Origin of the sequence: Aggregatilinea sp. (genome assembly GCF_036822615.1) — a bacterium.
GTDB lineage: Bacteria > Chloroflexota > Anaerolineae > Aggregatilineales > Aggregatilineaceae > Aggregatilinea.
In genome coordinates this window covers 1-25,898 of sequence record NZ_DAISHJ010000064.1, presented here as the reverse complement: position 1 = coordinate 25,898, position 25,898 = coordinate 1, and the positions used below count along the sequence as shown (strand labels likewise).

The window sequence follows — 25,898 nt, the reverse complement described above, 5'->3', positions numbered from 1 at the left end:
ACGCGGCGTTCGATTACGTGTTCAATGTGGGGCCGGAACGTCGCGTGGAGATCTGGACGCATAATACCGGCATCGTGCATTGGGAATATGTGCCGGAGTCCCCGCGCGAAAAATGGCGGCTGCACGCGCACGGGCTGGTGCATCATCTGGCGAATCATGCCGAAGAATGGCTCGGCTCGTCACCGATTTTGCGCGACGCCAGCCGTCCCGCTGCGCCGCTGCCCATGCCGCGCGAGGCAGAGGAAACGGGCGACTAATCCTAACCGAACACAAACCAATGCTTAATCAGGGACAGGGCACACCTGTCCCTTTTTGATCCGGCAAGATCGTGCTCAGGGCGCAAGATACGCGGCAGCGGCTTCCAACCATTGCAGCGCGTCGTCCCAGGGGAAGGTGTCTTCCGCGTTCGCGCCTTCGCGGCGCAGCGCCAGATCGAGCAGCATGAACAGATCCAGGTCGGCGTAATAGGCGGCGAGGGGAATGGCCTGGATCAGAAATTCTTCCGCCCGCAGCGTATCGTCTGCACTGAGCCAGCTTCGCGCCGCGTCCGCATAGAGCGCGAGCAGGCCGGGCGCGTCATCTTCCAGATCCCTGGGGGACAGCTCAAGTACCGACGTGGCGGCGGAGAGGCTGTCTTCCGGTTGGTTAAAATGCGCGAACGCGATTGCGAGCGCCAGATAGGCGTGCTGGCGATGGTACATGATGCGCGCCTGCTGCCAGTCGTCCGGCCCCGGTGACGGAAAATCGCTGACGGTGGCCTGGCTGAGAAGCTCGATGGCCTGCGGCAAGTTTCCTTCGGCCAGCATCAGGCTGCCCAGGCCGACGTAAGCAGGGCCATAGGTCACGTCGAGCGTAATCGCGGATTCAAACGCGATCAGGCTGTCCTGCTGGTAGGCCGGATCGAGGGCGAGGATCTGCCCCAGATTGTGCCAGATGGGCGCGGATGGCCGGGTTTTCGCCGCGCGCTCGAACGCATCGACGAACGAGGCATAGAGGTCGGGATCGCCCTGGGCCCGCGCAATCTCGCTACGGCTAACGGCGAACACCAGATCCGGGTTGGCGATGACGGCTGCCGTGAGAGCGTCTTGCGCGGCGTGGTTATCTCCGAACTGGCGATAGGCGCGCGCCAGAGCAAGCTGGGCATAGGGGAGGGCGGATTTCAGCCCGATGGCACGGCGCAGCCAGGCGATGCCTTCCTCGATCTGGCCTTCTTCCAGCCGCGCCTCGCCCCATTCGGCCATAACCTCCGGGACGGGACCGTAATTCGCATAGACGTATTCGAGGCGATCGTTGGCCTCACGCGCGCGCTGTCCGCTATTGCGCAGCCGCCGGATCGTGGACAGCTCGCGCAGGAGGCGCGGCATGTCGAGCATGTGGCGCGTTGGCGCACGGTGCGGATCGGGCGGGGGCGGCTCGGCGGCAGGCGCGAGCGCGCGCCGGATCATGCTCAGAAACGCGCGGGCGCTGGCGGGTCGCCCGGCAGGGTCTTTGGACAGTGCGCGCAGCAACGGGCGCTCCAGCGCGTCTGGCACGGACGGATCGAGCGGGGCCAACGGCAGCGGGTCGCCGTCCGCGATGGCCTCAAGCAGCGTTTCCTCATCGATCGTTTCGAGATCGCAGTCCAGGTAAAAATGGCCGGTCGCGGCTTCGTACAGGACGACGGCCAGCGCATAGAGATCGGAGCGCAGGGTGACTTCGCGGCCCAGGGCCTGCTCCGGCGACATGTACATCAGCGTGCCGGGCTGCGGGCCGGTCGCGTCGTTGGCTCCCGATGCACTTGCGAAGCGCATGTGCGCCAGCCCGAAGTCGGTCAGCTTGAAACGGCCTTCTTCGTCCACCAGGATATTTTCGGGCTTGATGTCGCGGTGAATGATGCCGCGCGCGTGGAGTGTTTCGAGGGCGTGGCAAATGTTGGCCGCCACGCGCAGGAACAGCGTGCGGTCAAGCGGGCCGGTGCGCTCGATCAACTGGCGCAGGTCCCCGCCGGGCAGATATTCCATGATCAGAAACAAGGCGTCGCCGTGCTCGCGCAGGGCGTAGGTTTGCACGATGTTGGGGTGGCTGAGGGAGGCTGACAGCCGCGCCTCGCGGATGAACCATTCGCGCGTGCCTTCTTCTACGAACGCCTGCGGATTGAGCTGCTTGATGGCGACGGGGCGCAGCAGGGTGGTGTCCTCGGCCCGGTAGACGACGCTGAACCCGCCGCTGCCGATTTGTTCCACAATCTCGTATTCGCCAAGCTGGTCGCCCGGTTCGAGCCGCAGAAGATTGCCGTCAAAAAGTGCCACGAAGATGCCCTGTACCTCAGTGTGAGCCGCACCGGATGCAAAACGGCGTCGGGCTGCGCGGCGGCGGCGGACTCCCTGCCGCACATTATGTTTAAGTATACAAACAATTAAGCCCTGATGCCGGGCATGAAAACGTCCCGGCTGTGGAGCCGGGACGCATTCGTGCAGATTGTCAGCCCAAAACGGCTATTGGAGCACGCCAGCCAGCGCGGTGCAGGCCGGGCAGGTGCCGTCGGCGCGGATGATCGCGTAGCCCGCCTGCGGGTCGGACCCCCAGGTGGTGAAGTTGACGTTGAAGACGATCATCAGGCGGACGCGTCCACTGCTGGCAGCGGCCACGGCAGCTTCGGCCATCCACTGCGCCTGCTGCGCGATGGTGGTGTTCTGCGCCCAGGAGAAGCCGCCCGGCAGCGTGCCGTAGCCCTCAGGCGTCAGGTAACCCAGCTCCGTGAAGCACGCCTGCTTGCCGCCGAAGGGCGACAGGGCACGGCTGAGCATCGAGCCAAAGTAGCGGGTCGGGTAGTTGTCGCGCGGGTCGCCGCTGTTCTGCGTGGGGCTGATGATGCCCTCGTTGTAGTGCACGCCGATGCAGTCCGCGTACTGGCCTGCGCCTGCGGCGGCCATCTGCTGGAGGTACGTGTCGTCGTTGCAGCCCTGGTCGGTGCAGCCCGCCGCGCCGAAGTAGCCGGTGGGAGCCAGCGCGCCGGTGATCACCAGGGTGTTGGGGTTGGACGCCTTGATCGCGTTATAGGCCTTCGCCAGCAGCGGCACGTAGTTCGAGCCGTTGATCTGCCCGGCGGGCCATTCGCGGTCGATGTTCATTTCGTTCCAGATCTCGATGCCGTCCGCGCCGGACGCCGCGAGGCCGCCCACGAACTGCGCGTACTGATCCTGGTAGGCGGAGTTCATGACCTGATTGTGGTCGCCTACGACGGAGAACAGGATCTTGAAGCCGTTGGCATGCGCTTCGGTGATGAAGCTTGCGCCGCTCTGACCCATCGAAAGCTGCATCTTGACCCACGTCATCTGGGCCGACTTCATGGAACTGACGGCGCTGCTGGACATACCCGTCACCTGACCGCCGACCTCGAAGCCGCCGCTGACTGCCGAGCCGCTGACGGGCGCGGGCAGCCCGCTGGTGTCCGCCGTGGCCTGGGCCGCCGGAGCGGAGCCGGAGGTCACCTGATCGCAGACGGTGATGATCTTGGCGTTGAAGCTGGTGCGGACTTCGTACTGCGCGCCGCCCATGGTGGTGATCAGGAAGCGCCAGCCGAAGTAGATCTGCTGAGGCTCTTCGCCTTCGGGCAGGGCGCGGCAGTCGTCGATGCCGCCAACAAACTCAGCTTCTTCAAACGTCCACTGCTGGACGAAGCTGAGATCCTGGTGAATCTTCTGCTCCAGCGCGTCACGCGCGGCAGAAAACGCAATCCAGGTCGGATCGGTGGGCGTGGGCGTGGGACCGCCCTGAGCCGGATTGCTGGCGTCGGTGGGGGGCAGGGTGCCCGCGCTCGCCGCCAGCGGCGTGAGGCCAAGCGCCAGCACGAGCGTGGCCGCGATGGCTAGCAGGGAATACTTACGCATTTTCACAGGTACAGTTCCTTTCAAGAGCCTTCGCGCGCCAGCGTACCGGACCGCACGCGATCGCCATAACACATTCCGGGGCAGGCGGTGACCGTCCGGCCCACAGTCGTGTTAATTCTGCTCGAAAAGCGCAGATTTGTCGAGAGCAGCACGCGGCGGTTTGCCACCTTTTGCCTGACAGTTCCGTTATCTGGCTCGTATTACCGGCGCCGACCGTCAGATTTTGGGAGTAATGACAGGCCTGCTGCGTATATGCGCTACTTTTGGCGATATAGTATGCTGTGTATCATGTGATAACCACCCGCTACTCTACAATAAACTTAATCGACGTTCAGGGTGAACTATGTTAGATGACGAGCACGATCCACCCGGTGAGTTGGCACAGGCCCAACGTGACCTTGAGGCAGCCCGCGCCCGGATCGCTGCGCTGGAAGCCGAAGTCCACGCGTTAAAGCAGGCTGCGAAACAACCTCCCCAAGACTTGAACGCCTGGCGCTTGTTGGATTTGCTGCGAGGCAGCTGCGAAGTCATCGACCGTCGTTGGCGGTACCTGTATGTAAACGAGGCCGCGACGCGTTTCATCGGGCGGGCGCAGGAAGACATTCTGGGCCAGACGTTCATGGAGTGTCACCCGGATCTAGAGGGTACGACGCTGATGTCTATCCTGCAGTTCGTTATGCAGGAACGCATCGATGCCAACACGGAATATGAGGTTGTTGGGCCAGAGGGCAGCTCGCAGTGGTTCGAGGTCCAGATCCATTCCCTGCCGGAAGGGCTTTTTATCCGCAGCCTTGATATCACGTCGCGCAAGCTGGCGCTGGAACAACTGCATGCCAGCGAAGCGCGGCTGCGCCTGTTTGTTCGGCATGCTCCGGCGGCTATTGCCATGCTGGACAAAAACATGCGCTATATGATTGTCAGCGATCGCTGGCTTTCCGATTACCGCCTGTCCGAAACCGACGTGATCGGTCGTTCGCACTACGACGTGTTTCCCGAAATCCCCGACGAGTTTAAGGCGATACACAAACGATGTCTGCAAGGGGAAGCGGCGCGGAGCGATGGCGACCCGTTCCTGCGCATGGACGGGCGGGTGGACTGGGTGCGCTGGGAGGCGCAGCCGTGGTACACGCGCGAGGGCAGCGTCGGCGGCATGTTCCTGATGACCGAGGTGATCACCAAGCAGAGGGAAGCGGAGGCGAAGCTTGCCTTCCAGGCAGATTTGCTTTCGCGGGTTCATGATGCCGTGCTGGCTACCGATGCGGATTACCGGATCACCTATTGGAATCCAGCCGCCGAGGAAATGTTTGGCTGGACCGCAGAAGAAGCGATCGGGCGCGTCACGGGCGAACTGTTCCAGACCGTCGTCCCTAATTCGTCGCGCGAGTTAGAGATCGCGCGGCTACTCGAGATCGGATCATTCGATGTCGAGGCGTCGTACCTATGCAAGGATGGGACGCGCATCATCGGACACAGTACCGGACTCGTGCTGCGCGGACCGGATGATACCTTTCAGGGGATCGTCAGCAGCGTCCGCGACGTGACGAAACAACGCCGCATGGAAGCAGAGCTGCGCGAGAATGAGCAGTGGCTCCGGCTGTCGTTCGAGGCCGCTGAGCTGGGGCGCTGGCAGCACGAAGTTCAAACGGACCTAGTGCGCCTTGATGAGCGCGCCCGGCTCCAACATGGCGTTGATAGCGATACGGTCCGGTATGAGGACCTTCTGGCGCGCGTTCATCCCGACGATCTGGAAATGCTCCGGAAGAAGATCTCCGATGCGGTCCATTCCGACGGCATCGATTCGTTTAACGCTGAGCATCGCGTGGTTCTTCCCGGCGGCGAGATCCGGTGGTTGAGCGTTTCGTCGCGCTCGATCAGTGATGGCGGACAGTCCGAGGTTCCGTCGTATGTGGTGGGTACCAGCCAGGACATCACCGAGCAAAAACTGGCCATGGCACGCATCCAGACGCTGAGCCGCACCCTGTCGGTATTGAGTGATATCAACCAGGCGATCGTGCGCGAACGAGATCTGGGCACGCTGCTGCGACAGGCCTGCCAGATTGCGATCGAGAAGGGCGATTTTCTCATGGCCTGGATCGGCATGATCGATCCGGTATCGCATCAGGCCGTACCGATCGCATCTGCCGGGCAGGCCCAGGAGCTTCTCGACTACTACGTGATAGACTTGAGTGAAGAAGCGGCTGCGACGGATCCGATTGGCCGTCCGCTGCTGAATGGGGACCGGTGGGTCTGCAACGATCTTGCTGCGGCGGAGACTGTGCCGAACCGGGACAAGATGTTGAGCTACGGGTTCCGGGCCTGCGCGATATTTCCCCTGTGGGTGGCGGGGACGCTGCGAGGCGTGTTTGGGCTGTATACCAGTACGGCGCAGTTTTTCGACACAGACGAGCTGCGGCTGCTGGACGAAATGGCCGGGGATATTTCGTTTGCCCTGGAATTTGCCGAGCAGGATACCAGGCGCGAACTGGCTCAGGAGGCGCTGCGTGCCAGCGAGGAAAAGTATCGTGTCCTGATCGAAAGCGTCGATGCGGCGATCACGACGATCGATTTCTCGGGGCGTTACCTGTTCGTGAACGAGATCGCTGCCCGGCCCTACGGGGTTCCGCCCAGCGAAATAATCGGGAAGTTCGTGCACGAATTGTTCCCTCCCGAAGAAGCGGCACAACTTCTGGCCGACGTGCGGAAGGGGATTCAGGGCAACAAAGCATACTGGCGGGAAACTCAGGCGACTATCGCCGGGCATCCCCGCTGGCTCAACAACAACGTCCAACCGGTGCGAGATGCCACCGGTACGCCGTATGCGACGCTCATTTACTCCGCCGACATCACGGACATCAAGCTGGCGGAAGACGCCATTCGCGCCAGCGAGGAGCGGTATCGCAGCCTGGTTGAAAGCTCCGATTCGGTGATTGCGATGTTCGACGCCGACGGGTATGTGCTTTATGGCAACGACATCGCGGCGCGGTCGTTGGGACTGACGCCGGAAACCATCATCGGCAAGAGGATGCACGATCTGTTCCCGCCCGGTGTGGCCGACCGGCATCTCGCTGCCGTGCAGCGTGTAATTCATACCGGCCAGGGGCAGGTTTCGGAAACGACCAGCGTTGTAGGGGGCGCTGTGCGGTGGTACCGCATGAGCATTCAGCCGGTGCGCGACGCAAAAGGCAAGACGATCTCAGCGATGGTGAACGGTATCGATATTACGCGCGTGAAGGAATCGGAAGACGCGCTGCGACAGGCCCACGATACGCTCGAACAACGTGTGGTTGAACGCACAGCAGAACTGCAAACCACGAAAGACCGGATCGAAGCCATTCTTAACAACAGTCCCGATGGCATCCTGCTGCTTTCGTCCGATCTGCGCATCCAACAAGCAAATACGGCCTTCGCGGCGCTGTTTGGATATACCGACGATTCCTGGTTCGAGAAACCCCTCGATGCGTTTATCTCGCCCGAAGATCGGGCCCGCGTCACGGCGTTTGTCGCCAGGCGAGATCATAACGGCGCGGGTCAAAGTATCGAGGTGCGCATCGTTCACCCGGACGGCATCGGTTTCGATGCGGAATTGAGCATAGGGCACGTTCACGGCGATGGCGTGGTGTGCCTCGTGCGGGACATTACAGTACGAAAGGCGCACGAACGGCAGCTTCGTTTCCATGCAGGCGTGCAGGAGAGCGTGTGGGACGCGGTGATCAGTGTCGATATCGACAGCCGCATTCAGAGCTGGAATTCTGCCGCCGAACAAATCTATGGCTGGCGCGAAAAAGAAGTCATCGGGAAAGTCGCGGACGATGTCCTGCACACGCGCTACGAATCCGAAGAGCTTGCTAATAATCTGACTGCGATTCTTCTCCAAGCGGGTGGGTGGCGCGGTGAGGTCACGCAAAAGCGGAAAGATGGCAGCGATCTGTACGTCCGCGTTTCGGTTACGGTGCTCACCGACGATCACGGCACGCCGATCGGGGCCGTGACGGTTAACCACGACATCACCGCCAGCAAGGCGGCGGAAGACGCGCTGAGATCCTACGCGACCGAGGTGTACGACCTTTATAACAACGCGCCATGCGGCTATCACTCCTTGAACTCGGACGGCGTATACGTCCAGATGAACGATACCGAACTGCGCTGGCTGGGTTATGAACGCGAGGAAGTGATCAACAAGCTGGCGTTTTCAGATCTCGTGACGCCGCAGAGCCTGGAGACGTTCCGCACGAACTTCCCGATTTTTAAGCAGCGCGGTTGGATCAAGGATCTGGAATTCGATCTCGTTCGAAAAGATGGCAGCACGATGCACGTGTTGGTCAGCGCCACGGCGATTACCGGCGACAAGGGCGAATACGTGATGAGCCGCGCAACCGTGTTCGACATCACCGACCTGAAACTCGCCCAGGAGTCGATCCGGGAGAGCGAGGCGCGGTATCGCATGCTGGCCGAAAATGCCACCGATGTGGTGTTCCGCATCGAGGCGACGGGCCGCGTCTCGTACGTATCGCCGTCCTGCCGGGCCGTCTTGGGTTATGGGCCAGAGCAGGTGTTGGGACAGGATGCGCTGAGCTTCGCTCACCCCGGCGATATGTCCCTGGCCTATGCGGAAGTGGAAAGCGCCGCCGTAGAAGACAGGCCGAGCCTCTCCTTCACGATTCGTTTCCGCCGGGCCGACGGGGGCTATATCTGGCTCGAAACGATGGGGAAGATCTTGCGCTCGGAGCAGACGGGCGAGGTGCTCGGTTATATTGCGTCGGGGCGCGACGTGACGGCGCGCAAGCAGGCGATCGATGCGCTGCGCAAGAGCGAGGCGCGGTTCCGCATGGTGATCGAGTCTGCGACCGACTACATTTTGCTGCTCGATCCTTCGGGGCTGCTGCGTATGGCGAATCCTACGGCGCTGCGCGATCTAGGGTACAGCAGAGATGACGTGCTCTTCGAGCCAGCAAAGCGGCTGTTCGCGCCTGAAAGCTGGGCCTCGCTCAATGAAACCTTCCCGGCGCTGTTTGCTTCGGGCGTGTATCGCCACGAGGAACAGTTAGTGCGCAAAGACGGCACGACGGTGGTAGCGGACTGCTCGTGGTCGGTCGTTTACGACGACATGGGCGCGCCGCAGTCCGTGATCCTGGTGATGCGCGACATTACCGAGCGCAAACGCGCCGAAGAAGCGCTGCGGGCCGCGCTGGAATCCGAGCGGGAACTGGGTGAGTTAAAATCGCGCTTCGTGTCGATGGCCTCGCACGAGTTCCGCACGCCGCTGGCGACGATCCTGGCGCTCAGCGAAACCTTGAGCGCGTACCGTCACAAGCTGGCGGACGATCAAATCGACCGGCGGCTGGAGAAGATCCGCGAGCAAGTGGGCTATCTGACCGATATCATGGAGGATATCCTGCAACTGGCGCGGATGCAGGCCCGGCGCGAGGATTTCTCGCCGGTACTGATGGACCTGGACGCGTTTTGCCGCAGTATCATCGATGAGTTCGAGCACCAACCGGCGATGCGACATCGCCTGGACTACCGGTGCAACGCGGATCTGCACGCGATTCGCCTGGACCGCAAGCTGATGCGCCAGGTGATCAGCAACCTGATTTCGAACGCCATTAAGTATTCACCGGAGCGCGATACGGTGGGCGTTACACTGGATTATGCCGATCAGGAATTGGTAATCAGCGTGCACGACGAGGGGATCGGGATTCCCGAGACAGATCTGAAACATCTTTTCGAGCCGTTTCACCGGGCCAGCAACGTGGGCACCATCGCGGGGACCGGCCTCGGCTTGAGTATCGTGAAGGAGTCCGTCGATCTTCACGGCGGGCGGATAGTGGTAGAAAGCGGCGACCCGGGGACAACTTTCACCGTGATTATCCCCGCGTTGATCAAAGGAGGCAGCGGAGATGCCGAAGATCCTGGTCATTGAAGACGAAAGGATTCTGCGTGAAGAAATTGTAGAGTGGCTGCAACTGGAGGGCTATGAAGCCTTTGGGGCAGGGGACGGCCTGGAAGGCGTTGAGCTTGCAGTGCACCTCCACCCCGATCTGGTGATCTGCGACATCACCATGCCGCGCCTGGATGGCTACGGCGTGCTGCTTGAACTGAACTCCAATCCGGTGACGGCGGGCGTTCCGTTCATCTTCATGACCGCGCGCGTCACACAGGACGACGTCCGGCGTGGGATGAGCCTGGGCGCAGATGATTACATCCCCAAGCCGTTCAGCCTGATGGATCTGCTGGATGCGGTCGAGAGCCGCCTACGCAAGAAACAGATCCAGGTGCAGACCTACCAACAGGAGATCGACGAGCTTCAAAAGATGATCGAGCGGGAGCAGGAGCAGCGCGTCTTCAAGGCGCGGCTGGTGGCGATGTTCTCGCACGACTTCCGCAACCCGCTGTCCAGCATCATGTCGTCCAACAGCCTGCTGCGCGATTACTTCGACATGATGAGCGAGACCAATCGCAAGGAGCATTTCGCATATATCGAGGCGTCGGTGCGGCAGCTTCTCCAGATGCTCGACGATATGCTGCTGGTGTCGCAGATGGAAACCGGCAACCTGAACATCAAGGCGCAGGTGATCAACGTCGGGGACTTTTTGGGGCGGGTGGTCGAAGAATTTCACAACATTTATCGCAAGACCCATGCGATCCGCTTCGAGAACCTCGGCTCGACGGTGGTGATCGCCGATTCGCGTCTGCTGCGTCAGATCGCCGCGAACCTGATCTCCAATGCCGTCAAGTATTCCCCCCAGGGCGGCGAGGTGCTGATCACGGTGACTCATGACGAGGAGCACTTCACCTTTTCCGTGACGGATCAGGGTATTGGTATCCCGCAGGAGGATATCGAGCACCTCTTCGAAGCGTTCCGGCGCGCGTCCAACGTGGGACAGGTGCGCGGCACTGGGCTGGGGCTGGCGATCGTCAAGCAAGCGGTGGATTTACAGGGCGGGGAGATTCACGTCCAGAGCGAAGTGAACAAGGGAACTACCGTGACGGTGATGCTGCCCCTACGGCCTCGCCAGGATCCGGACAAGGTGGGGCAGGCGGCGCACGAGGATACGGTGTAGTAGGTTATTATTTTGCGCTTCAAAATGGTTATTTAGAGGCGGGGATCGCCAATACTATTTGTTCCAGCGCAAGAGTCTGTCAGGTGAACCATAAGGGGAGCAGCGTTTCGGCTGCTCCCCTTTTTTGGCTGCAGATCGTGCGATCTGGCTAATTTTTCGCCAGCTTGAGATAGTAGCCTGCGATCATCACGTCGCCGTCCTCGCCCCACGCGGCGGTGTAGCGGTACGCAGGGAGCAGCGGCAGGAAACCCAGCGCTTCGCTGCTGCCGGACGCAACATCGTACATCACAAGCTCAATCTCGGCGGTGTTGTTCTCAGGATCGAGCGACGGGCCGATGTCTTCGTTCGGGGTTGCCAACATACGCCACGCGGTGAGGATCTGCGCGCCGTCGGGTGACCACGCCGCAAAGGCCGGAGCCAGCAGACGCGGATCGCCGGTCGGCGTGGTGAAAGGCTGCGGCAGCGGTGTGATTTCACGCGTTTCCATGTCCATGATGAAGGGCCACACACCGGGCGCAGCATAACTGTTGGGATCGCCCATCCAGAGCAGGATCTTCGAGCTGTCCGGCGACCATGCCATCGGTGAAATGAGGAAAACCTCTTCCATATCGGGAAATACTTCGCGGTACGGCTCGATCGCCGCGCTCAGCGACAGCAGCAGCTCAGGCTCGCCCGATTCGACGTCGATCGCCCATAGGCCGTCAGCCAGCGGATCGAGCTGGGCGTGGCGCGTGGCGAACAACAGCGTGCTGCCGTCCGGCGACCACGCCATGCTGAGGACCGTGCCCCAGTCGCGGTCGCCGTCCTGATACCCCGGCAGGCCGGTGAGGTTGCGCGCTTCACCGGTCGCTGCATCGACGAGGGCGATCTGCGAGCGCTTGATTTCGCCTGCCGCGTTGGCGGTGGTCCGCTCGACGGCGATCTGCGTGCCGTCCGGCGACCACACGGGCGCACTGTCAATGATCAGGTTGGGCACTGGGTTGATGCCGATGCGTTCCTCGACCCCGTCGTCCGCGATCTTGTTGAGGCTGCCGTCCTCGGCGTTCATGACAGTCAGATCGGTGTCGGCGAGGTAAACGAACGGCGCGCCGACCAGCGCCAAACGGGTGGCGTCGGACGACCATGCCAGCGGCGCGTAATACTCGCGGGGTGGGGCGCTCAGGCGATCTTCCGGCGGCAGTGCGGCGCAGGTTTCATCGTCCGAAGGCATCTCGACCACGCACAGCGAATCGGCCTCGGTGTATACAAAGTGCTGACCATCCGGCGCGATGCTGATGCGATTCAGCGGGTGGTCGTCGGTGTTCAGGGACGTTACGGAGTCGATTTTCCATCCGCTGCCCTGCGCCACGACCGATCCCTGCGCGGTCAGCGGAATGGCGAGCGCCACCACAAGCGAAAGTAAAAGCAGAGTTCGAGATTTCACGCCGATCTCCTTCTCGTACAGGCACCTGACCAAAGCGCAAAAAAAGCCCGGCAGGGGCGGGCACCTTCTCAGGTTTCCGCTCCGCCGCGCAGTTGGGTTGTGTAGAGGTTAAAGTAATGCCCGCCTTGAGCCAACAGTTCCGCGTGAGTTCCGCGCTCGATGATGCGCCCGTGGTCCATGACGATCACCTGATCGGCGCGGACGATGGTGCTCAGGCGGTGCGCAATGACGAAGGACGTGCGCCCTTGCAGGATCTTGCCCAGCGCCGCCTGCATTTGCAGCTCGGTGATGGTGTCCACGCTGCTGGTGGCTTCGTCGAGCACGATGATCACCGGATCGGCCAGCAGCGCGCGCGTGAACGAAATGAGCTGGCGCTGGCCCGCGCTCAGGCGCGATCCGCCTTCCTCCACTTCCGTATCGTAGCCCTTGGGGAACTGCGCGATGAAGTCGTGCGCGCCGGTTTCACGCGCGGCGGCTTCGATCTCCTCATCGGTCGCGTCGAGCCGCCCGTAGCGCAGATTTTCGCGGACGGTCGTGGCGAACAGACCGGTATCTTGCGGGACCCAGGCCATCTGGTTGCGCAGGGATTCGAGCGTCGCGGCGGCGATGTCGTGCCCGTCGAACAGGATCTGCCCGCTCTGCGCTTCGTAGAAGCGGCCCAGCAGGCGCACGAGTGTGCTTTTGCCCGCGCCCGTATGCCCGACCAACGCGACCATCTGCCCCGGCTTCACCGTGAGCGAGACGTCATGCAGGATGTTGGCGGGCGGCTCGTCCTCGTCCGCGCTGCCGTCGCCGCCGGTATCCGGCTGGTCGGGAATGGTGTAGGTGAACGAGACGTCGCGCAGTTCCACCGCGCCCGCCAACCGGGGCAGGTCGGTGGCGCCGGGACGGCTGACGATCTGCGGCTGCGTATCGAGCACGTTCAGGATGCGCTCGCCCGCGGCGGCGGCTTCCTGGAACTGGTCGAGGCGCATCGCCAGATCGCGGATGGGGTCGAAGAACAGGTTGAGGTAGAGCAGGAAGGCGACCAGCGTGCCGGGATCGAGCGTGCCGTTCAGGACGCGCCACCCGCCGACCGCAATCACCATCGCAATGCCGAGCTGCGAGATGACGTCGATGCCGGGCAGAAACACCGAGGCGAGCAGGTCGGCGCGCAGGCTGGCGCGCAGCTCGCCCGTGGCGACGCCCTCGAACTGCGACGTCTGACGATATTCGCGCACGAAGGCCTGGATGATGCGCATCCCGGCGAGGCTTTCTTGCAGCGTGGCCGAAACGACGCCCACCGCCTCGCGCACGGCCCGGTACTGGCGCGTGGCCTGCTTGCGCCACCACAGCGTCAGCCCGGCCATGAGCGGCACGATGATCAGGGTGAGCAGGGCCAGCGACCAGTCGTAGGCCAGCATCAGGATGATGATGCCGACCAGGATCAGGCTGTTGCTGATGAAGTTGATCACGGCCCAGGTGATGAAGTTTTGCAGCGAATTGCTGTCTTCGGTGATGCGGGCCATCATGTCGCCCACCCGGTTGTGGTCGTAGTAGGCCAGGTCCATGTCGAGATACTTAAAAAACAGCGCCTGCCGGACTTCCTGAATGGCGTGCTGGCCGATCCAGATCATGTGCCACATCTGCGTGCGCAGGCCGACCGCCTCGATGGTGATGGTGATCAGGTACAGCAGGCTGTAGCGGGTCAGCGCGCCGCTATCCCCTTTTTCCAGCCCCTCGTTGATCGCCATTCGGACCAGGGACGGCGACAGCAGCACGGTCGCGGAGGTGACGAGCATTAGCAGTATGACGCCGATCACGCGCCGCCGGTACGGTTTGACGAACCCGAGCAGGCGGGTGAGCGTTTCCAGCATGGGCCGTTCGAGCTTGGCTTTATCGGCTCCAATCATGACCGGTTCTCCTTGTCGCCGGGGATGCGCAGTGGACCAATCCCGCTGCCGCGCTTTTCAGGCCCACGCTCCTCGACCGGCAGCGGCATTTCCGCGACGGGGTGCTCCTCACCGCTCAGGCCGATGCCGTGAATGTCGTCCTCCGGGTTTTCGACCGTGGTTTGCAGCCGCCAAAGGTTTGCGTAGCGCCCGCTGAGCGCGATCAGCTCGTCGTGCGTGCCGCGCTCCACGATGCGCCCCGCTTCGAGCATCAGGATCTGGTCCGCGTGGCGCACGGTGCTTAGCCGCTGCGCGACGATGAGCGTGGTGCGGCCCTGCATCAGCGTCTGCAGCGCGGCGCGGATCTCGTACTCGGTGCGGCTGTCTACGCTGGCGGTCGCGTCGTCCAAAATCAGCAGGCGCGGGTTGACCAGCAGCGCGCGGGCGATGGCGATACGCTGGCGCTGGCCGCCGGAGAGCGTTACGCCGCGCTCACCGACGAGTGTGTTGTAGCCGTCGGAAAATTCGAGGATGAAGTCATGCGCCCGCGCTGCCTTCGCCGCCGTGACGATCTCGGCGTGTGTGGCGTCGGGCCGCCCGAACGCGATGTTTTCCGCGATGGTCGCGTTGAACAGAAACGTCGTCTGCATGACGAAACCGACCTGGGCGCGCAGCAGCTTGAGCGGAAGCTGGCGCACGTCGATGCCGTCGATTCGGATCGCGCCGCCGGTGACGTCGTAAAAGCGCGGGATGAGGTCGATCAGCGTGGTCTTGCCGCTGCCGGTCGTGCCGACGACCGCCGTCACCGTGTCGGGCGCGGCTTCGAACGAGATGTTATAGAGCACGTCGATCTGCGTCGGCTCGTCTTCGCGCGGGTCGTACACGAACGACACGTCATCGAAGACGATACGCCCGGTGATCTCGCCGGGGTTGATCGCGCCGGACGGAGACTTGATCGCGGGGGTGGTGTCCATGATGGCGAAAATGCGCTTGCCGTTGGCGACCGCGCGCGCGATGATGTCGATCATGTAGGCGAGGCGGTTGGCGGGCAGGGTGAGCAGCCCGGCGTAGCCATTGAAGGCGACGAGCGTGCCGAGTGAAAGATCGCCGTTCAGCACGGCGCGTCCGCCGAAGAACAGCAGCACGAACATCATGACGCTGATCGTGTACCAGATGACCGGCTGAGCACGGGTGAACAACACCGCATACTGCATCCATGCCGCCAGGACTTTGTCGTTGTCGTCCTCGAAGCGGTCGCGGGTGTACGGCTCCTGCGCGAAGGCTTTCACGACCACGATCTGCGACAGGTTTTCCTGGACACGGGCGTACATGTCGCCGCGCACGCTGCGAATGGCGCGGATGCGCGGCTCGATGCGAACGCCGAACAGGTAGGCCACGACGAACAGCACCGGGATCGGGATCAGGAACAGGACCGCTAAGGGCGCGTGGATGCTGAACATAGTCGCGTAGATGCCGACCAGCAGCACGACCAGATTGATTACGTCGCCAATGACGATGCCCGCGAAGAACCGGATCTCGTCTACGTCACCGATGAGGCGGCTCATCAACTGGCCGGTGCGCGTGCGGTCGTAATAGGCGAACGGCAGGCGCTGGAGGTGGGTGAACAGGTCAAGCCGGATCGCATAGGCGACTTTGCGCCCGATCCACTGGGTCCCGTAGCGCTGGCCGAAATTGATCCCGGCGCGCAGCACGGCGAGGGAGACGATCAACACGGCTGCGCCGGTCAGCGTCTGGCGCTGGCTCCAGTCGTCGGGGAACAGCGGAAAGTGCTGCTGCTCGCCCGTCGCCACGTCAATCGCCTGCCCGATGAGCCACGGCCCGACCAGCGTCAGCAGGGTCACGCCGATCAGGCAGAGGTAGGACAGGACGGCGACGCGCCAGTAGGGGCGCATGTAGCGAAGGATGCGGAACAAAATGGTCATGAGGGTGGATCTCTCCTCTGACTACCTGCAGTTGCCGGGGTGCGGGCGCGATCCGGCAACGTAAAAAGGATTTTATTATAGCGTAAGGGCGGTGTGTTGTGATGGCAGAAAGCCGGAGGGCAGCCGCCGAAAACGGCAGCGCAGCGGTCAGAAGTAACGTTTGGCAGCGCGAGAATGCGCGGATCGCCACACGATGAGCGCGGCATGCGGCACTATACTAAGACTAAGTGAGTAGTCACGAATAAAACGAACAATATTTGAGTTACCGCAGAGGAGAGCTATGGAGCGATTTGTCCCGTTAGGGAACGAGGCACTGGCACAGGGCGCGCTGGATGCCGGGATCTCCGGCATGTACGCGTATCCCGGCACGCCGTCCACCGAGATCATGGAGTACGTGCAGCGATCACCAGACGCTGCCGCGCGCAACGTGCACCGCCGCTGGTCGTCCAACGAAAAGACGGCGGTCGAGGCGGCGTTGGGCATGTCGTACGCGGGCAAGCGCGCGATGGCGTGCATGAAGCACGTCGGGCTGAACGTCGCCGCCGACCCGTTCATGAACGCGGCGGTGATCGGCGTGAACGGCGGGCTGCTGATCGTCGCGGCGGACGACCCATCGATGCACTCATCACAGAACGAGCAGGACTCACGCGTGTATGGGCGGTTTGCGCAGATCCCCGTGCTCGAACCTTCCAACCAGCAGGAAGCCTACGACGCGGCACGAATCGGATTCGATCTGTCCGAGAAGTACGGCGTGCCCGTGCTGATCCGTATGACCACACGCCTGTCACATTCGCGGGCGAACGTGGTGCGGCAGGATCCCATCGCGGAAAACGACCTGAACATCCCGGCCAACTTGCGACAGTTCGTGCTGCTGCCGGGCGTCGCACGCAAACGCTACGCGGATCTGTTGGACAAGCAGCCGTCCTTCGAGCGGGAAGCGGAACAGTCGCCGCTGGTGCGGTACGAAGACGGTCCCGATAAACGGCTGGGGATCATCGCGTGCGGCATCGCGTACAACTACCTGATGGAGAATTACCCCGGCGGCTGCCCGCATCCGGTCGTGAAGGTTGGGCAGTATCCTGCGCCGCGCCGCCTGATCGCGGACCTGGCGAGTGCGTGCGATGCGGTGCTGGTGCTCGAAGAAGGCATGCCGGTGGTCGAAGAGCAGATGCGCGGTTACCCGTTCGATGAAGGCCGCGTGCATGGGCGGCTGGACGGCACGCTGCCGCGCGCCGGGGAACTGAATCCTGAACGGGTGGCGAAAGCGCTGGGGCACCAGATCGAGGCGGCGTATGCTGTCCCCGAGGTCGTAGTGGACCGGCCCCCACAGTTGTGCCAGGGCTGCCCGCACGCCGATACGTACCGCGCGCTGAACACGGCGCTGGAACCCTATGCGAAGGGGCGGGTGTTCGCGGACATTGGCTGTTATACGCTGGGCGCGCTGCCGCCGTTCGAGTCGATCAATACCTGCGTGGAGATGGGCGCGTCGATCACGATGGCGAAGGGCGCGGCGGACGCTGGCCTGACGCCGACCGTGGCAGTGATCGGTGACTCGACGTTCAGCCATTCGGGCATGACCGGGCTGCTGGACGCGGTGCAGGCGCACGCGCCCGTAACGGTGATCATCCTCGACAACGAAACGACCGCCATGACCGGCGGGCAGGACTCCCCGGCCAACGGGGTGCTCGAACAGATCGTGAGCGGACTGGGCGTCGCGCAGGAGCACGTCCGGGTGATCACGCCGCTGCCGCGCCAGCACGAAGTGAACGCCGATGTGATCGCGCAGGAACTGGCGTATGAGGACGTGTCCGTGATCATCGCGCGGCGCGAATGTCTCGAAACCGCCCGGCGCAGGAAGCGAGGCCAGTCATGAAATACGACGTGATTTTGGCGGGCGTAGGCGGGCAGGGCGTGTTGAGCATCGCCGCGATCATCGCGCAGGCGGCCGGGCAGGCAGGGCTGTCGATCAAGCAGTCGGAAGTGCATGGCATGTCGCAGCGGGGCGGGGCGGTCGAAAGCCATCTGCGGCTGGCCGATCACCCGATCCACTCCGACCTGATCCCGACGGCGTACGCGGATATGGTGCTGGCGATGGAGCCGATGGAGGCGCTGCGCTACGTGCCGTTCCTGTCTCCGGCGGGGGTGATCGTCACCGACCGCACGCCCGTGGTGAACATCCCGAATTATCCCGAGGCGGAAGACGTGTATGCCGCGCTGGAGCAGTTTCCGTGCTCGCGGCTGGTGGATACGGTCCAGATCGCGCGGGATCTGCACGCGGTGCGCTCGTCGAACATGGTGCTGCTGGGTGCGGCGTCGGCGTTTTTGCCGCTGGATGCCGCCGACCTCGAAGCCGCAATCGACGCGGTGTTTGGGCGGAAGGGCGAGGCGGTCGTCGCGCAGAACGTCGCGGCGTTCCGCGCCGGGCGAGAAGCGGCCAGCGTTCCGGCACGATAACCCTGCCGGATCGGTTCAAGCAGATCAAAACAGGCAGCGCCACCCGGCACTGCCTGTTTTTTTGCCCTGGCGCGTGTCGACTCAGCCGATCCAGGTCTGGAGCTTCTCGGTCAGCGGCTTGTCCATGATGCGCAGGTACACGGTGACCTTGCCGAAGAAGATCAGCAGGGCCTGGATATAGACGTCGAGCTGAAAATCAACCGGAATATCAAAGCCGCGCGAGATGGGCTTTTTGACATCCCCATCCGTCAGCGCATTGACGGCGGCTTTCATTTCCGCGTCCAGGGTGTGATACCAGTCCAGCAGCTTCTCAACGCTGATTTCGAGCGCCGGATCGGAGTTGTGGTCGTCGAAGGTCTGCGTGAAGGTCTTGAACGATTGCGCGTACGAAGCTTCGACGTCACCCATTTCGCGGCACAGCGCACCGAGGGTCATGGCCTGCCCGCCGGGGTTAAAGGCCAGATCCGCGTCGGTGAGCGTGTTCATGAACTCGTCACGCATGGCGTGCGTGCCTTCGATCATCGACCATTTTTCTACGAGTGTCTGATTCATACTGCCTCCTTGTGCGTGCCTATCTAGTTCAATTTTAGGCGTGCGGCGCGAAAAAAGATTGTAAAAACGCGACGACTTCAGAACCTATGTGCTATGCTCTGAGAGTGAACGCGGCGAGTAGCGGAGCAGGGCTGATGCGGCAAACCGTGCAGGGCAAAGCGATGGGGCTCCTGAATGCCGAGGAGGGCATGTTCCGGCTGGCACGCTATGTGCCCGCGCCGGATCTGAGCTTTTTCATCGAGCACTTCTGGATCGTGGCGTGGGATCTGCGCGGCAGGGATCCCTATTTGCAGGAGAATCTACCTTATCCGTCCGTGCACGTCGTGATCGAGCCGGGTCGTTCCGGCGTGTTCGGCGTGACGACCGGGAAGTTCGCGCGCTGGTTGGAAGGCAAAAGCGGCGCGTTCGGGATCAAGTTCAGGCCGGGCGGGTTTTACCCGCTGTTGGGATCTCCAGTGGCGGCGCTCACCGACCGGGTGCTGCCATTGGACGCGGTCTTCGGTGACGAGGGCAGGGCGTTCGAAGCGGCAGTGCTGGCACTCGACGGCGATGAGGCGCGCATCGAAGAGGCCGAGACGTTTCTGCGCGAGCGGCTGCCCGCGCCGGACGCGGCGATCAGCGAGGTGAACCGGATCGTCAACTGCATCGTCGAAGACCGCGCCCTGACGAAAGTGGAAGATCTCGCGGCACGGTTGGGACTGAGTAAGCGCGCGCTGCAACGGTGGTTTCACGACTATGTGGGCGTAAGCCCGAAGTGGGTGATCAAACGCTACCGCCTGTACGAAGCCGCAGAGCTGGCCGCGAGCGAGCACCGCGTGAACTGGGCGCGGCTGGCGCAGGATCTCGGTTACTTCGATCAGGCGCATTTCATCAAGGACTTCAAGGCGATGGTGGGCAAAACGCCCGCCGATTACGCCAGCGCGCGGGGAAGTCTGTAAGCAATTCTGCACCCAGAACCCTCATTCTGCGTATATCTCCCTGGAACGACACAGACAGACGTTTGCCCGCAACCATATGTGGTCGTGTCGTGCCGCGCGAGGCCGCCGTAGTGCAGGCGGCGGTTGGCAGATCCGCTTCGATCTGAGATGATCGGGGATGGAATTACCCATCGAAGGAGATCGAGTGACGTCAATACGGAACCGTTGGAAATTTGTCGGTCAGCTGCTGAGTGTGATGGTATTGTTAGCAACTGGATTGGTAGCTTCTCCCACCCATGCGTCAATCCGCATCGCAAGTGCTGCTCCGAACGCCCAGGGCGGCGGTGAGATCACCCTGCCGCCGCTTTCGGCGGACGTGATCGCGCACGCACAGCAGGTGTATCAGGCCGGGCTGGCCCAGGGCAACAACCCGAACAGCTTCATCTTGATCGGGGACAGCAACAACGAAAAGCCGCAGTTCCTGAAAGCGTTCGGCTATGGGAACTACGATCTCGGGCAGTATACCTTCCTGCAATCTGTCGTGGAGGCTTATAACTCGACGGGTGCGTTCGGCGCGCACTATCCCTCGTCCGAGCACGGCATGACGCTGAATATGCTGATGGACCCGCTGTTCGTCAACCCGGCGGTGTGCCCCGACGCGGCGAACCTGCTCGACTGCGCGATCCAGACGTATAAGCCCAGCGTGGCGATCGTCTACATGGGCACATACGACACCTGTAACACGCCGTTCGAGGAATATCTGGCGGACTTCAAAAGCGCGATGCAACTTCTCAACGATCGCGGCGTGATTGCGATCATGACGACCTACACCGTCGCGCTGACAGAGGGCTGTTGGGCCAGCACGCCCGCGTATACCGGGGTGATCCGCGACATGGCGGCGGAGTACCAGATGCCGCTGATCGAGCTGCCGGACTACGTGAAGCCGCTGCCGGATCAGGGCATGGAGCCGGACGGTTGGCATCTGTCGTATCCGAGCGACTATCACATCTCGTTCGCGGGCGACCAGTTGGTGTATGGCAACACGCAGCGCGAGCTGCTGACGATGCAGATGCTGTACATGGTGCGCCGCGACGTGATGGGGTTGTGACGGACCCGACTAAATCGCTGAAGATCAGAAAAGGCCGGAGCGTTCCGGCCTTTTTGTTTGCGCGGGAAGAACTGCGACTGAATTAGTACTGGACGTGAACCGGCGTGCCGATCTCCGCCCAGCCATAGAACCACTGTGCTTCGGGTGTGGGCAAATTCACGCAGCCGTGGCTCATGGGCTGACCGAAGTTATTATGCCAGTATGTGCCGTGCAGTGAATAGCCCTGGTAAAAGTACATGACGTAGGGCACGCCGGGCAGGTAGTAGCCGGGGCCGCTCATCGTTTGCGACTCGTACTTGACGTAGACGCGGTAGTCACCCTGCACGGTGGGGGTGTTGTACAGCCCGGTCGAAACAAGCACGTTGCGCACCAACTGGCCGTTTTCGTAGGCGTAAACGCGCTGATCGCTGAGATCCACCACGATTTCCTTACCGGCGGAGGTCGTGGGCTGGGCCGGGGCTGCTGTGTAGGTCTGCGGCGTAATCGAGCCGCCTGCCGGGATGGCGAGCACCTGCCCAGAGTAGATAGTATAGGGGCTGCCGATGTTGTTGGCGGCGGCGAGATCGGGCCAGGAGACCCCGTAGCGGCTGGCGATCGAGGCCAGTCCTTCACCCGCCTGCACGGTGTGCGTGATACCGCTCACCGCGACGGGCACGGGAACAGGGACAGAGGCGGCGGTGTCGGTGGTGGTCTGCGGGACGGCAGCGGCCTGTGGCTGGACTGCACCGTTGGGAATGATAAGCTGCTGCCCGCCGTAGATCAGATTCGGGCTGGCGATGCCGTTGGCGGCGGCGATATCGGTCCACGAGACGCCGTAGGTGCGGGCGATGCTGGCAAGCGTTTCGCCGCGCTGGACGACGTGCGTGCCGCCGCTGGCCGCCGCTGCCACTTCGACCGGGGCCTGCGTCGGCTGGACCACGACGGGCTGTTGAACGACCGGCTGCGGCGCCGTGCCATAGGCTCCGTCCAGCGGGATGACCGCCGACGCTGCCGTGTCGGCAGTGACTGGCCCGGTCGCGCCGGGAATGATCAGGACCTGCCCGCTGTAGATCGTGGCGGCATTGGTGATGCCGTTGGCCATTGCCAGCGCGTCAACGGAAGTGTTGTATTGGAGCGCGATGCGGAACAGGTTTTCCCCCGCCTGAACCGTATGCGTGGTGCCACCCTGGGCCGCGACGGGTCTCGCATAAAGTAGTGCGGCGGCGAGCAGCAGTGTGATCCCAAGCGCAAGCGTGGGGCGACGGAGTGTGAAAGTGCGCATGGCCCAAGATGTCATAATTCCCCCAGGTGATAATGTCTTCATAGTGAGACTGTGGCAGTGACTCTTACAGTCAGTGTACGCTTTCAGTCTAATGGATTTCCGGACGACTGGCAATCGCATTGCTGACGGCTTCCCAACGACATGCGTCAGGCGGGTGGGGGCAGTCGCGGAGGGGCGGCGCTGCTGGCGTCAGGGCAAAAAAAGAGCGGGCATAGAACCCGCTCATTTCGATCTGTGATTGGATCTGTTGGGAGACGGGCGACGGAGAAACGCCGCTCAAATATGAGCCGTCCTAGTTTGCGCCCCACACCCGGATCGCCATCAGCAGCGGCTTGCCGATGTGCACGTTGCTGTCGGGGTAGAGCACGTCCCACACGCCGTAATAGCACCCGTATACACGGGGACCGGTCCCGGTGAAGATCAGCGCGTCGGATTGCTCGTCTACATCCACGGCCTGCTGGAAGTAAAAATTGGTTTGCGCCTGATTGGCGAAGTTGACGGGATCGCGCAGTTCAGTGTCCTGGCAGGCATCGTAGATCGGCTCGAGATCCAGGTTTTCGGGATTCATCGAGAGTTCTTCGTTGTATCGCAGGCGCACACGCTTCGGCCAGGCGCACGCCCCGGTGTTTTTGAGGATCAGCTCAAACGTGAAATCCTGGTTGGCGCGGACCAGCCGCGGATTGTTGTAATCTTTGGGCAGCGTGGAGGGCGGAATGCCCAGATTTTCGGGGCCGACGACGATGTAGCCGAAGTCGCACGCGGCCAGGGTTTGCGTCATGTCCGGTGTGGGCGGCGCGGCGGCGACGGTCGTCGCCAGCATCACGATCGCGGTTTGCGTGAGATCGGGCGTGCCCGTCAGGGTCGGGTGGTCGGTCGGCGTGATCGACGGCTCGATTGTATCGGTCGGATCGGACGTTTCGCTGGGCGTGGCTTCGGCTGGATCGGCGGTTTCGCCAAGCGCGATTGCCGCGCCCGTAGGCGATTGGGCGGCGAGTGTTTCGGTTACTGCCGGGGTATCGGTGCTGCGCGTGGTCAGGAAGCTGGCAAACAACCCGTCGTCGCTGCTGAAGCTCGCCAGTCCCACGATTGCCAGCAGCGTCACTGCCAGCGCCAGCGCAATCACGCGGGCCGGGCGCATACGGCCCCGGCTGCCGCCTTCGCTGAGCACAGGAGCCATCTCACGGGTGGAGAGCTGGCCGTTGGACTGCATCCACGCGAGGGTATCGTACTGGCGCGGGCGGCGGTTCGGCCCGGACATCTCGTCGATGTCTTGCAGCATCTCGATAGCGGACTGGTAGCGATTGGTTGGGTCTTTTTCCAGTGACTTGCAGATGATGCGCTCAAGCGGCTCGGGAATGTCGGGCGCGATGTCGCTGGGCGGGATCAGCGGCTCGTTGAGGTGCTTCAGGATAACGGCCAGCGGAGTGTCGGCGTCGAAAGGCAGCCGCCCGGTGGTCATCTGGTACATGATCGCGCCGAGCGAATAAATGTCGGAGCGCTCGTCGCCCGGCTCGGCCATGCCCTGTTCGGGGGCCATGTAGGCCGGGGTGCCGATCATGCCGCCCGTCGAGGTGAACTGCGCGCCGGTCACGATCTTGGCGATGCCGAAGTCCGTCAGGACGACGCGCGAATCCTCATCGATCATCAGGTTGGCGGGCTTCACGTCGCGGTGGATCATGTTGCGCGCGTGCGCGTAGGCCAGGGCTTCGGCGGCGCTGCCGATGATGTGCAGGGTGTCGTTGACGGCGAAATGCTGGCCGACGCTGCCCAGGTCAAACAGGCGATCCTTGAGGGTGGGGCCGTTGATCAGCTCCATCACCATGTAGTAGCTTTCGCCCTCGGGATCGTAGTCGAAGTCGTAGACCTGGACGATATTGGGGTGCTTCAGCTTGGCAACGTTGCGCGCTTCGCGCTCGAAGCGGTCTTTGAATTCGGGATCGTCAGAGAGGAAGGGGTGCAGAATCTTGATCGCCACATAGCGATCAAGCGCGGAGTGATAGGCGCGGTAGACCTCGGCCATCCCTCCACGGCCAATACGCTCGATAATCTCGTATTTGCCGAGCTTTCGTCCGTTCACGCTGCCGCGCTGCCTTCGCTCTGCCACACAGTAAGAGGCCGCACCCTTTTGACTGGCCCGGAAAGGGCACGCTGTTGTTTAGTATACCTGATGCGTTACGGGTCCCCAAGCGATATTACCCGCCGTTTACCTTGCCGTTTGAGGCCAGATCGTCCGATCCTCTCCCTGACTGCGCGCGGCTTCGCAAGGAAATCGCCGTGAGGCGAGAGGAAACAGGCTGGTCAAGCGTTCTCTGGCGATGAGGGGATGGTGAACTCGACACGGCGCTGATCTTGCGGCGCGTGCGGATCGTCGTAATACAGCGCGACCTCAACGGCATAATGACCCGCCGGGTCGGTGATGCCGCGCAAATGGAGATTGAACTCCATTTTGAACGTCATGGTGGCGATCACGCTCGCTTCCCCTACGTTCCGCCCCTGCTCATTGCGCATCGTGATCTCAAGATTGGGCCGCTCGCGGAACGGCGTGACCTCGACCTCGACGTGAACGCGCCGCCCATCCGGGAACGGGACCGCCTCTACGCGATCGATACGCACCTCGTCTCGGGGCCGCAAGTTGGGATTGTTGAGAAGGTGCAAGTTTAGATCCATGCCTATCAATTTTATCCTGTTTCTGCCCAGGACTCTAGACCTAGAGTGTATAGAGATTGTATTAGCTGCGCGAGTTGCGGCGTGGACCCGGTCAGTACCAGCCGGGCAAAATGAACGCGATTCCGCCGGACGCGACGCATCGTAAATCGGGCGTGGACTGAGGATCGTGCCAAAACTGTTGGGCGATCGCTGCCGCGCAGTCCCCGTGCGCGCCCAGCAGCCCGTGACCCGCTGCTGGAAATTCCACGGTCACTGCGCCGGGCAGCAGCGCCGCGATCTCGTACGCGGCGGCAATCGGGGAAACGGCGTCTAGGCTGCCGTGCAGGATCAGCGTGGGCGGGTTTACGGCCAGCGGCGCGTCGAAGCGCAGGGCTCCGGCGTGGTCCAGATCGAGCGCGGCGCAGCGGGCGAGGCCCGCATCGTAGCGATCGAGCGCAGCGTCTACCAGGAAGGGCGGGATCGTAGACGCGCGCAACTCTCGTTCAAACGCCTCGCGCGGTTGGGCGGACGGCACGGCGGCGCATTCGCCGATTGTACCCGGCAGAGACGGCTCATCGCCGGGCGCGGTCAGGAACGGCGGGCGATCGTCGGGTAAGGCCAGGGCTTCGGACCGCACATCGTTGTGGCGCATCGAGAGGTCGTAGATCAGCGCAGGCTCGTAGGCCAGCGTGCCGATGCGCGGGTTGTACGGGTAAAGCGTGAGGTAGAGATCCTCATAGGTGACCACCGTGCCATCGGGCAGAGTGATAGGGCCGTTGAGCGACTGGGCGAC

17 protein-coding genes are annotated in these 25,898 nt (G+C 62.5%); 7 read left to right on the top strand and 10 right to left on the bottom strand.

What is annotated here, in order from left to right:
* On the top strand, window positions 1-257 hold a 257-nt coding region (locus tag V7116_RS16490), incomplete at its 5' end, for a hypothetical protein (protein ID WP_324393051.1).
* A 75-nt stretch (window positions 258-332) separates the two neighbouring features.
* Here the strand turns inward: V7116_RS16490 and V7116_RS16485 are convergent.
* Together V7116_RS16485 and V7116_RS16480 are read right to left on the bottom strand one after the other, a co-directional pair.
* Entirely contained in the window at window positions 333-2,288 is a 1,956-nt protein-coding gene (locus V7116_RS16485) for a protein kinase domain-containing protein (protein WP_324393050.1), read from the bottom strand.
* 186 nt (window positions 2,289-2,474) lie between these two features.
* Window positions 2,475-3,869: a hypothetical protein gene (locus tag V7116_RS16480; RefSeq protein WP_324393049.1), complete on the bottom strand. Its 1,395-nt coding sequence runs from the start codon at window positions 3,867-3,869 to the stop codon at window positions 2,475-2,477.
* Window positions 3,870-4,212: 343 nt separating this feature from the next.
* On the opposite strand from V7116_RS16480, the gene V7116_RS16475 reads away from it, so the two are divergent.
* Together V7116_RS16475 and V7116_RS16470 are read left to right on the top strand one after the other, a co-directional pair.
* Window positions 4,213-9,789: a PAS domain S-box protein gene (locus V7116_RS16475; protein ID WP_324393048.1), complete on the top strand. Its 5,577-nt coding sequence runs from the start codon at window positions 4,213-4,215 to the stop codon at window positions 9,787-9,789.
* Window positions 9,767-10,930, top strand: coding sequence for a hybrid sensor histidine kinase/response regulator (locus tag V7116_RS16470; protein WP_324393047.1), 1,164 nt, complete (start codon window positions 9,767-9,769; stop codon window positions 10,928-10,930). The genes V7116_RS16475 and V7116_RS16470 overlap by 23 nt, the downstream gene beginning before the upstream one ends.
* 148 nt (window positions 10,931-11,078) lie before the next feature.
* On the opposite strand, the gene V7116_RS16465 is transcribed toward V7116_RS16470, so the two are convergent.
* The 3 genes from V7116_RS16465 to V7116_RS16455 form a co-directional block, all read right to left on the bottom strand.
* A complete protein-coding gene (locus V7116_RS16465) occupies window positions 11,079-12,353 on the bottom strand; it encodes a TolB family protein (RefSeq protein ID WP_324393046.1) in 1,275 nt (424 codons plus the stop codon).
* A gap of 68 nt (window positions 12,354-12,421) precedes the next feature.
* On the bottom strand, window positions 12,422-14,245 hold the full coding sequence (locus tag V7116_RS16460; protein WP_324393045.1) for an ABC transporter ATP-binding protein: 1,824 nt from the start codon (window positions 14,243-14,245) through the stop codon (window positions 12,422-12,424).
* On the bottom strand, window positions 14,242-16,167 hold the full coding sequence (locus V7116_RS16455; RefSeq protein WP_324393044.1) for an ABC transporter ATP-binding protein: 1,926 nt from the start codon (window positions 16,165-16,167) through the stop codon (window positions 14,242-14,244). The genes V7116_RS16460 and V7116_RS16455 overlap by 4 nt, the downstream gene beginning before the upstream one ends.
* Window positions 16,168-16,447: 280 nt before the next feature.
* On the opposite strand from V7116_RS16455, the gene V7116_RS16450 reads away from it, so the two are divergent.
* Together V7116_RS16450 and V7116_RS16445 are read left to right on the top strand one after the other, a co-directional pair.
* A complete protein-coding gene (locus V7116_RS16450) occupies window positions 16,448-18,040 on the top strand; it encodes an indolepyruvate ferredoxin oxidoreductase subunit alpha (RefSeq protein ID WP_324393043.1) in 1,593 nt (530 codons plus the stop codon).
* A complete protein-coding gene (locus V7116_RS16445; protein WP_324393042.1) occupies window positions 18,037-18,621 on the top strand; it encodes an indolepyruvate oxidoreductase subunit beta in 585 nt (194 codons plus the stop codon). Before V7116_RS16450 ends, V7116_RS16445 begins: the two co-directional genes overlap by 4 nt.
* Before the next feature lie 81 nt (window positions 18,622-18,702).
* Here V7116_RS16445 and V7116_RS16440 read toward each other — a convergent pair whose 3' ends face one another.
* A complete protein-coding gene (locus V7116_RS16440) occupies window positions 18,703-19,173 on the bottom strand; it encodes a hypothetical protein (protein WP_324393041.1) in 471 nt (156 codons plus the stop codon).
* A gap of 134 nt (window positions 19,174-19,307) precedes the next feature.
* Here V7116_RS16440 and V7116_RS16435 point away from each other — a divergent pair, with 134 nt between their 5' ends.
* Together V7116_RS16435 and V7116_RS16430 are read left to right on the top strand one after the other, a co-directional pair.
* Window positions 19,308-20,111, top strand: a complete 804-nt coding sequence (locus V7116_RS16435; RefSeq protein WP_324393040.1) for a helix-turn-helix domain-containing protein — start codon at window positions 19,308-19,310, stop codon at window positions 20,109-20,111.
* Between the two features lie 256 nt (window positions 20,112-20,367).
* Window positions 20,368-21,198: a hypothetical protein gene (locus tag V7116_RS16430; RefSeq protein ID WP_324393039.1), complete on the top strand. Its 831-nt coding sequence runs from the start codon at window positions 20,368-20,370 to the stop codon at window positions 21,196-21,198.
* Between the two features lie 82 nt (window positions 21,199-21,280).
* On the opposite strand, the gene V7116_RS16425 is transcribed toward V7116_RS16430, so the two are convergent.
* The 4 genes from V7116_RS16425 to V7116_RS16410 all read right to left on the bottom strand — a co-directional run.
* Window positions 21,281-22,459 (bottom strand): LysM peptidoglycan-binding domain-containing protein, encoded by a 1,179-nt coding sequence (locus tag V7116_RS16425; protein ID WP_324393038.1) that lies wholly within the window; start codon window positions 22,457-22,459, stop codon window positions 21,281-21,283.
* 292 nt (window positions 22,460-22,751) lie between these two features.
* The gene (locus V7116_RS16420) at window positions 22,752-24,536 is read right to left on the bottom strand and encodes a serine/threonine protein kinase (protein ID WP_324393037.1); all 1,785 of its coding nucleotides are present in this window, start codon (window positions 24,534-24,536) and stop codon (window positions 22,752-22,754) included.
* Window positions 24,537-24,757: 221 nt separating this feature from the next.
* The gene (locus V7116_RS16415; protein ID WP_324393036.1) at window positions 24,758-25,126 is read right to left on the bottom strand and encodes a hypothetical protein; all 369 of its coding nucleotides are present in this window, start codon (window positions 25,124-25,126) and stop codon (window positions 24,758-24,760) included.
* 91 nt (window positions 25,127-25,217) lie between these two features.
* Window positions 25,218-25,898 (bottom strand): alpha/beta fold hydrolase (locus V7116_RS16410; RefSeq protein WP_324393035.1); only part of this gene is annotated, 681 nt, incomplete at its 5' end.

Excerpts from the sequence above, each read along its gene's own strand:
- V7116_RS16480 (WP_324393049.1), bottom strand. The coding sequence starts at position 3,869 with ATGCGTAAGTATTCCCTGCTAGCCATCGCGGCCACGCTCGTGCTGGCG.
- V7116_RS16475 (WP_324393048.1), top strand. The coding sequence starts at position 4,213 with ATGTTAGATGACGAGCACGATCCACCCGGTGAGTTGGCACAGGCCCAA.
- V7116_RS16470 (WP_324393047.1), top strand. The coding sequence starts at position 9,767 with ATGCCGAAGATCCTGGTCATTGAAGACGAAAGGATTCTGCGTGAAGAA.
- V7116_RS16460 (WP_324393045.1), bottom strand. The coding sequence starts at position 14,245 with ATGATTGGAGCCGATAAAGCCAAGCTCGAACGGCCCATGCTGGAAACG.
- V7116_RS16455 (WP_324393044.1), bottom strand. The coding sequence starts at position 16,167 with ATGACCATTTTGTTCCGCATCCTTCGCTACATGCGCCCCTACTGGCGC.
- V7116_RS16450 (WP_324393043.1), top strand. The coding sequence starts at position 16,448 with ATGGAGCGATTTGTCCCGTTAGGGAACGAGGCACTGGCACAGGGCGCG.
- V7116_RS16445 (WP_324393042.1), top strand. The coding sequence starts at position 18,037 with ATGAAATACGACGTGATTTTGGCGGGCGTAGGCGGGCAGGGCGTGTTG.
- V7116_RS16440 (WP_324393041.1), bottom strand. The coding sequence starts at position 19,173 with ATGAATCAGACACTCGTAGAAAAATGGTCGATGATCGAAGGCACGCAC.
- V7116_RS16435 (WP_324393040.1), top strand. The coding sequence starts at position 19,308 with ATGCGGCAAACCGTGCAGGGCAAAGCGATGGGGCTCCTGAATGCCGAG.
- V7116_RS16425 (WP_324393038.1), bottom strand. The coding sequence starts at position 22,459 with ATGCGCACTTTCACACTCCGTCGCCCCACGCTTGCGCTTGGGATCACA.
- V7116_RS16415 (WP_324393036.1), bottom strand. The coding sequence starts at position 25,126 with ATGGATCTAAACTTGCACCTTCTCAACAATCCCAACTTGCGGCCCCGA.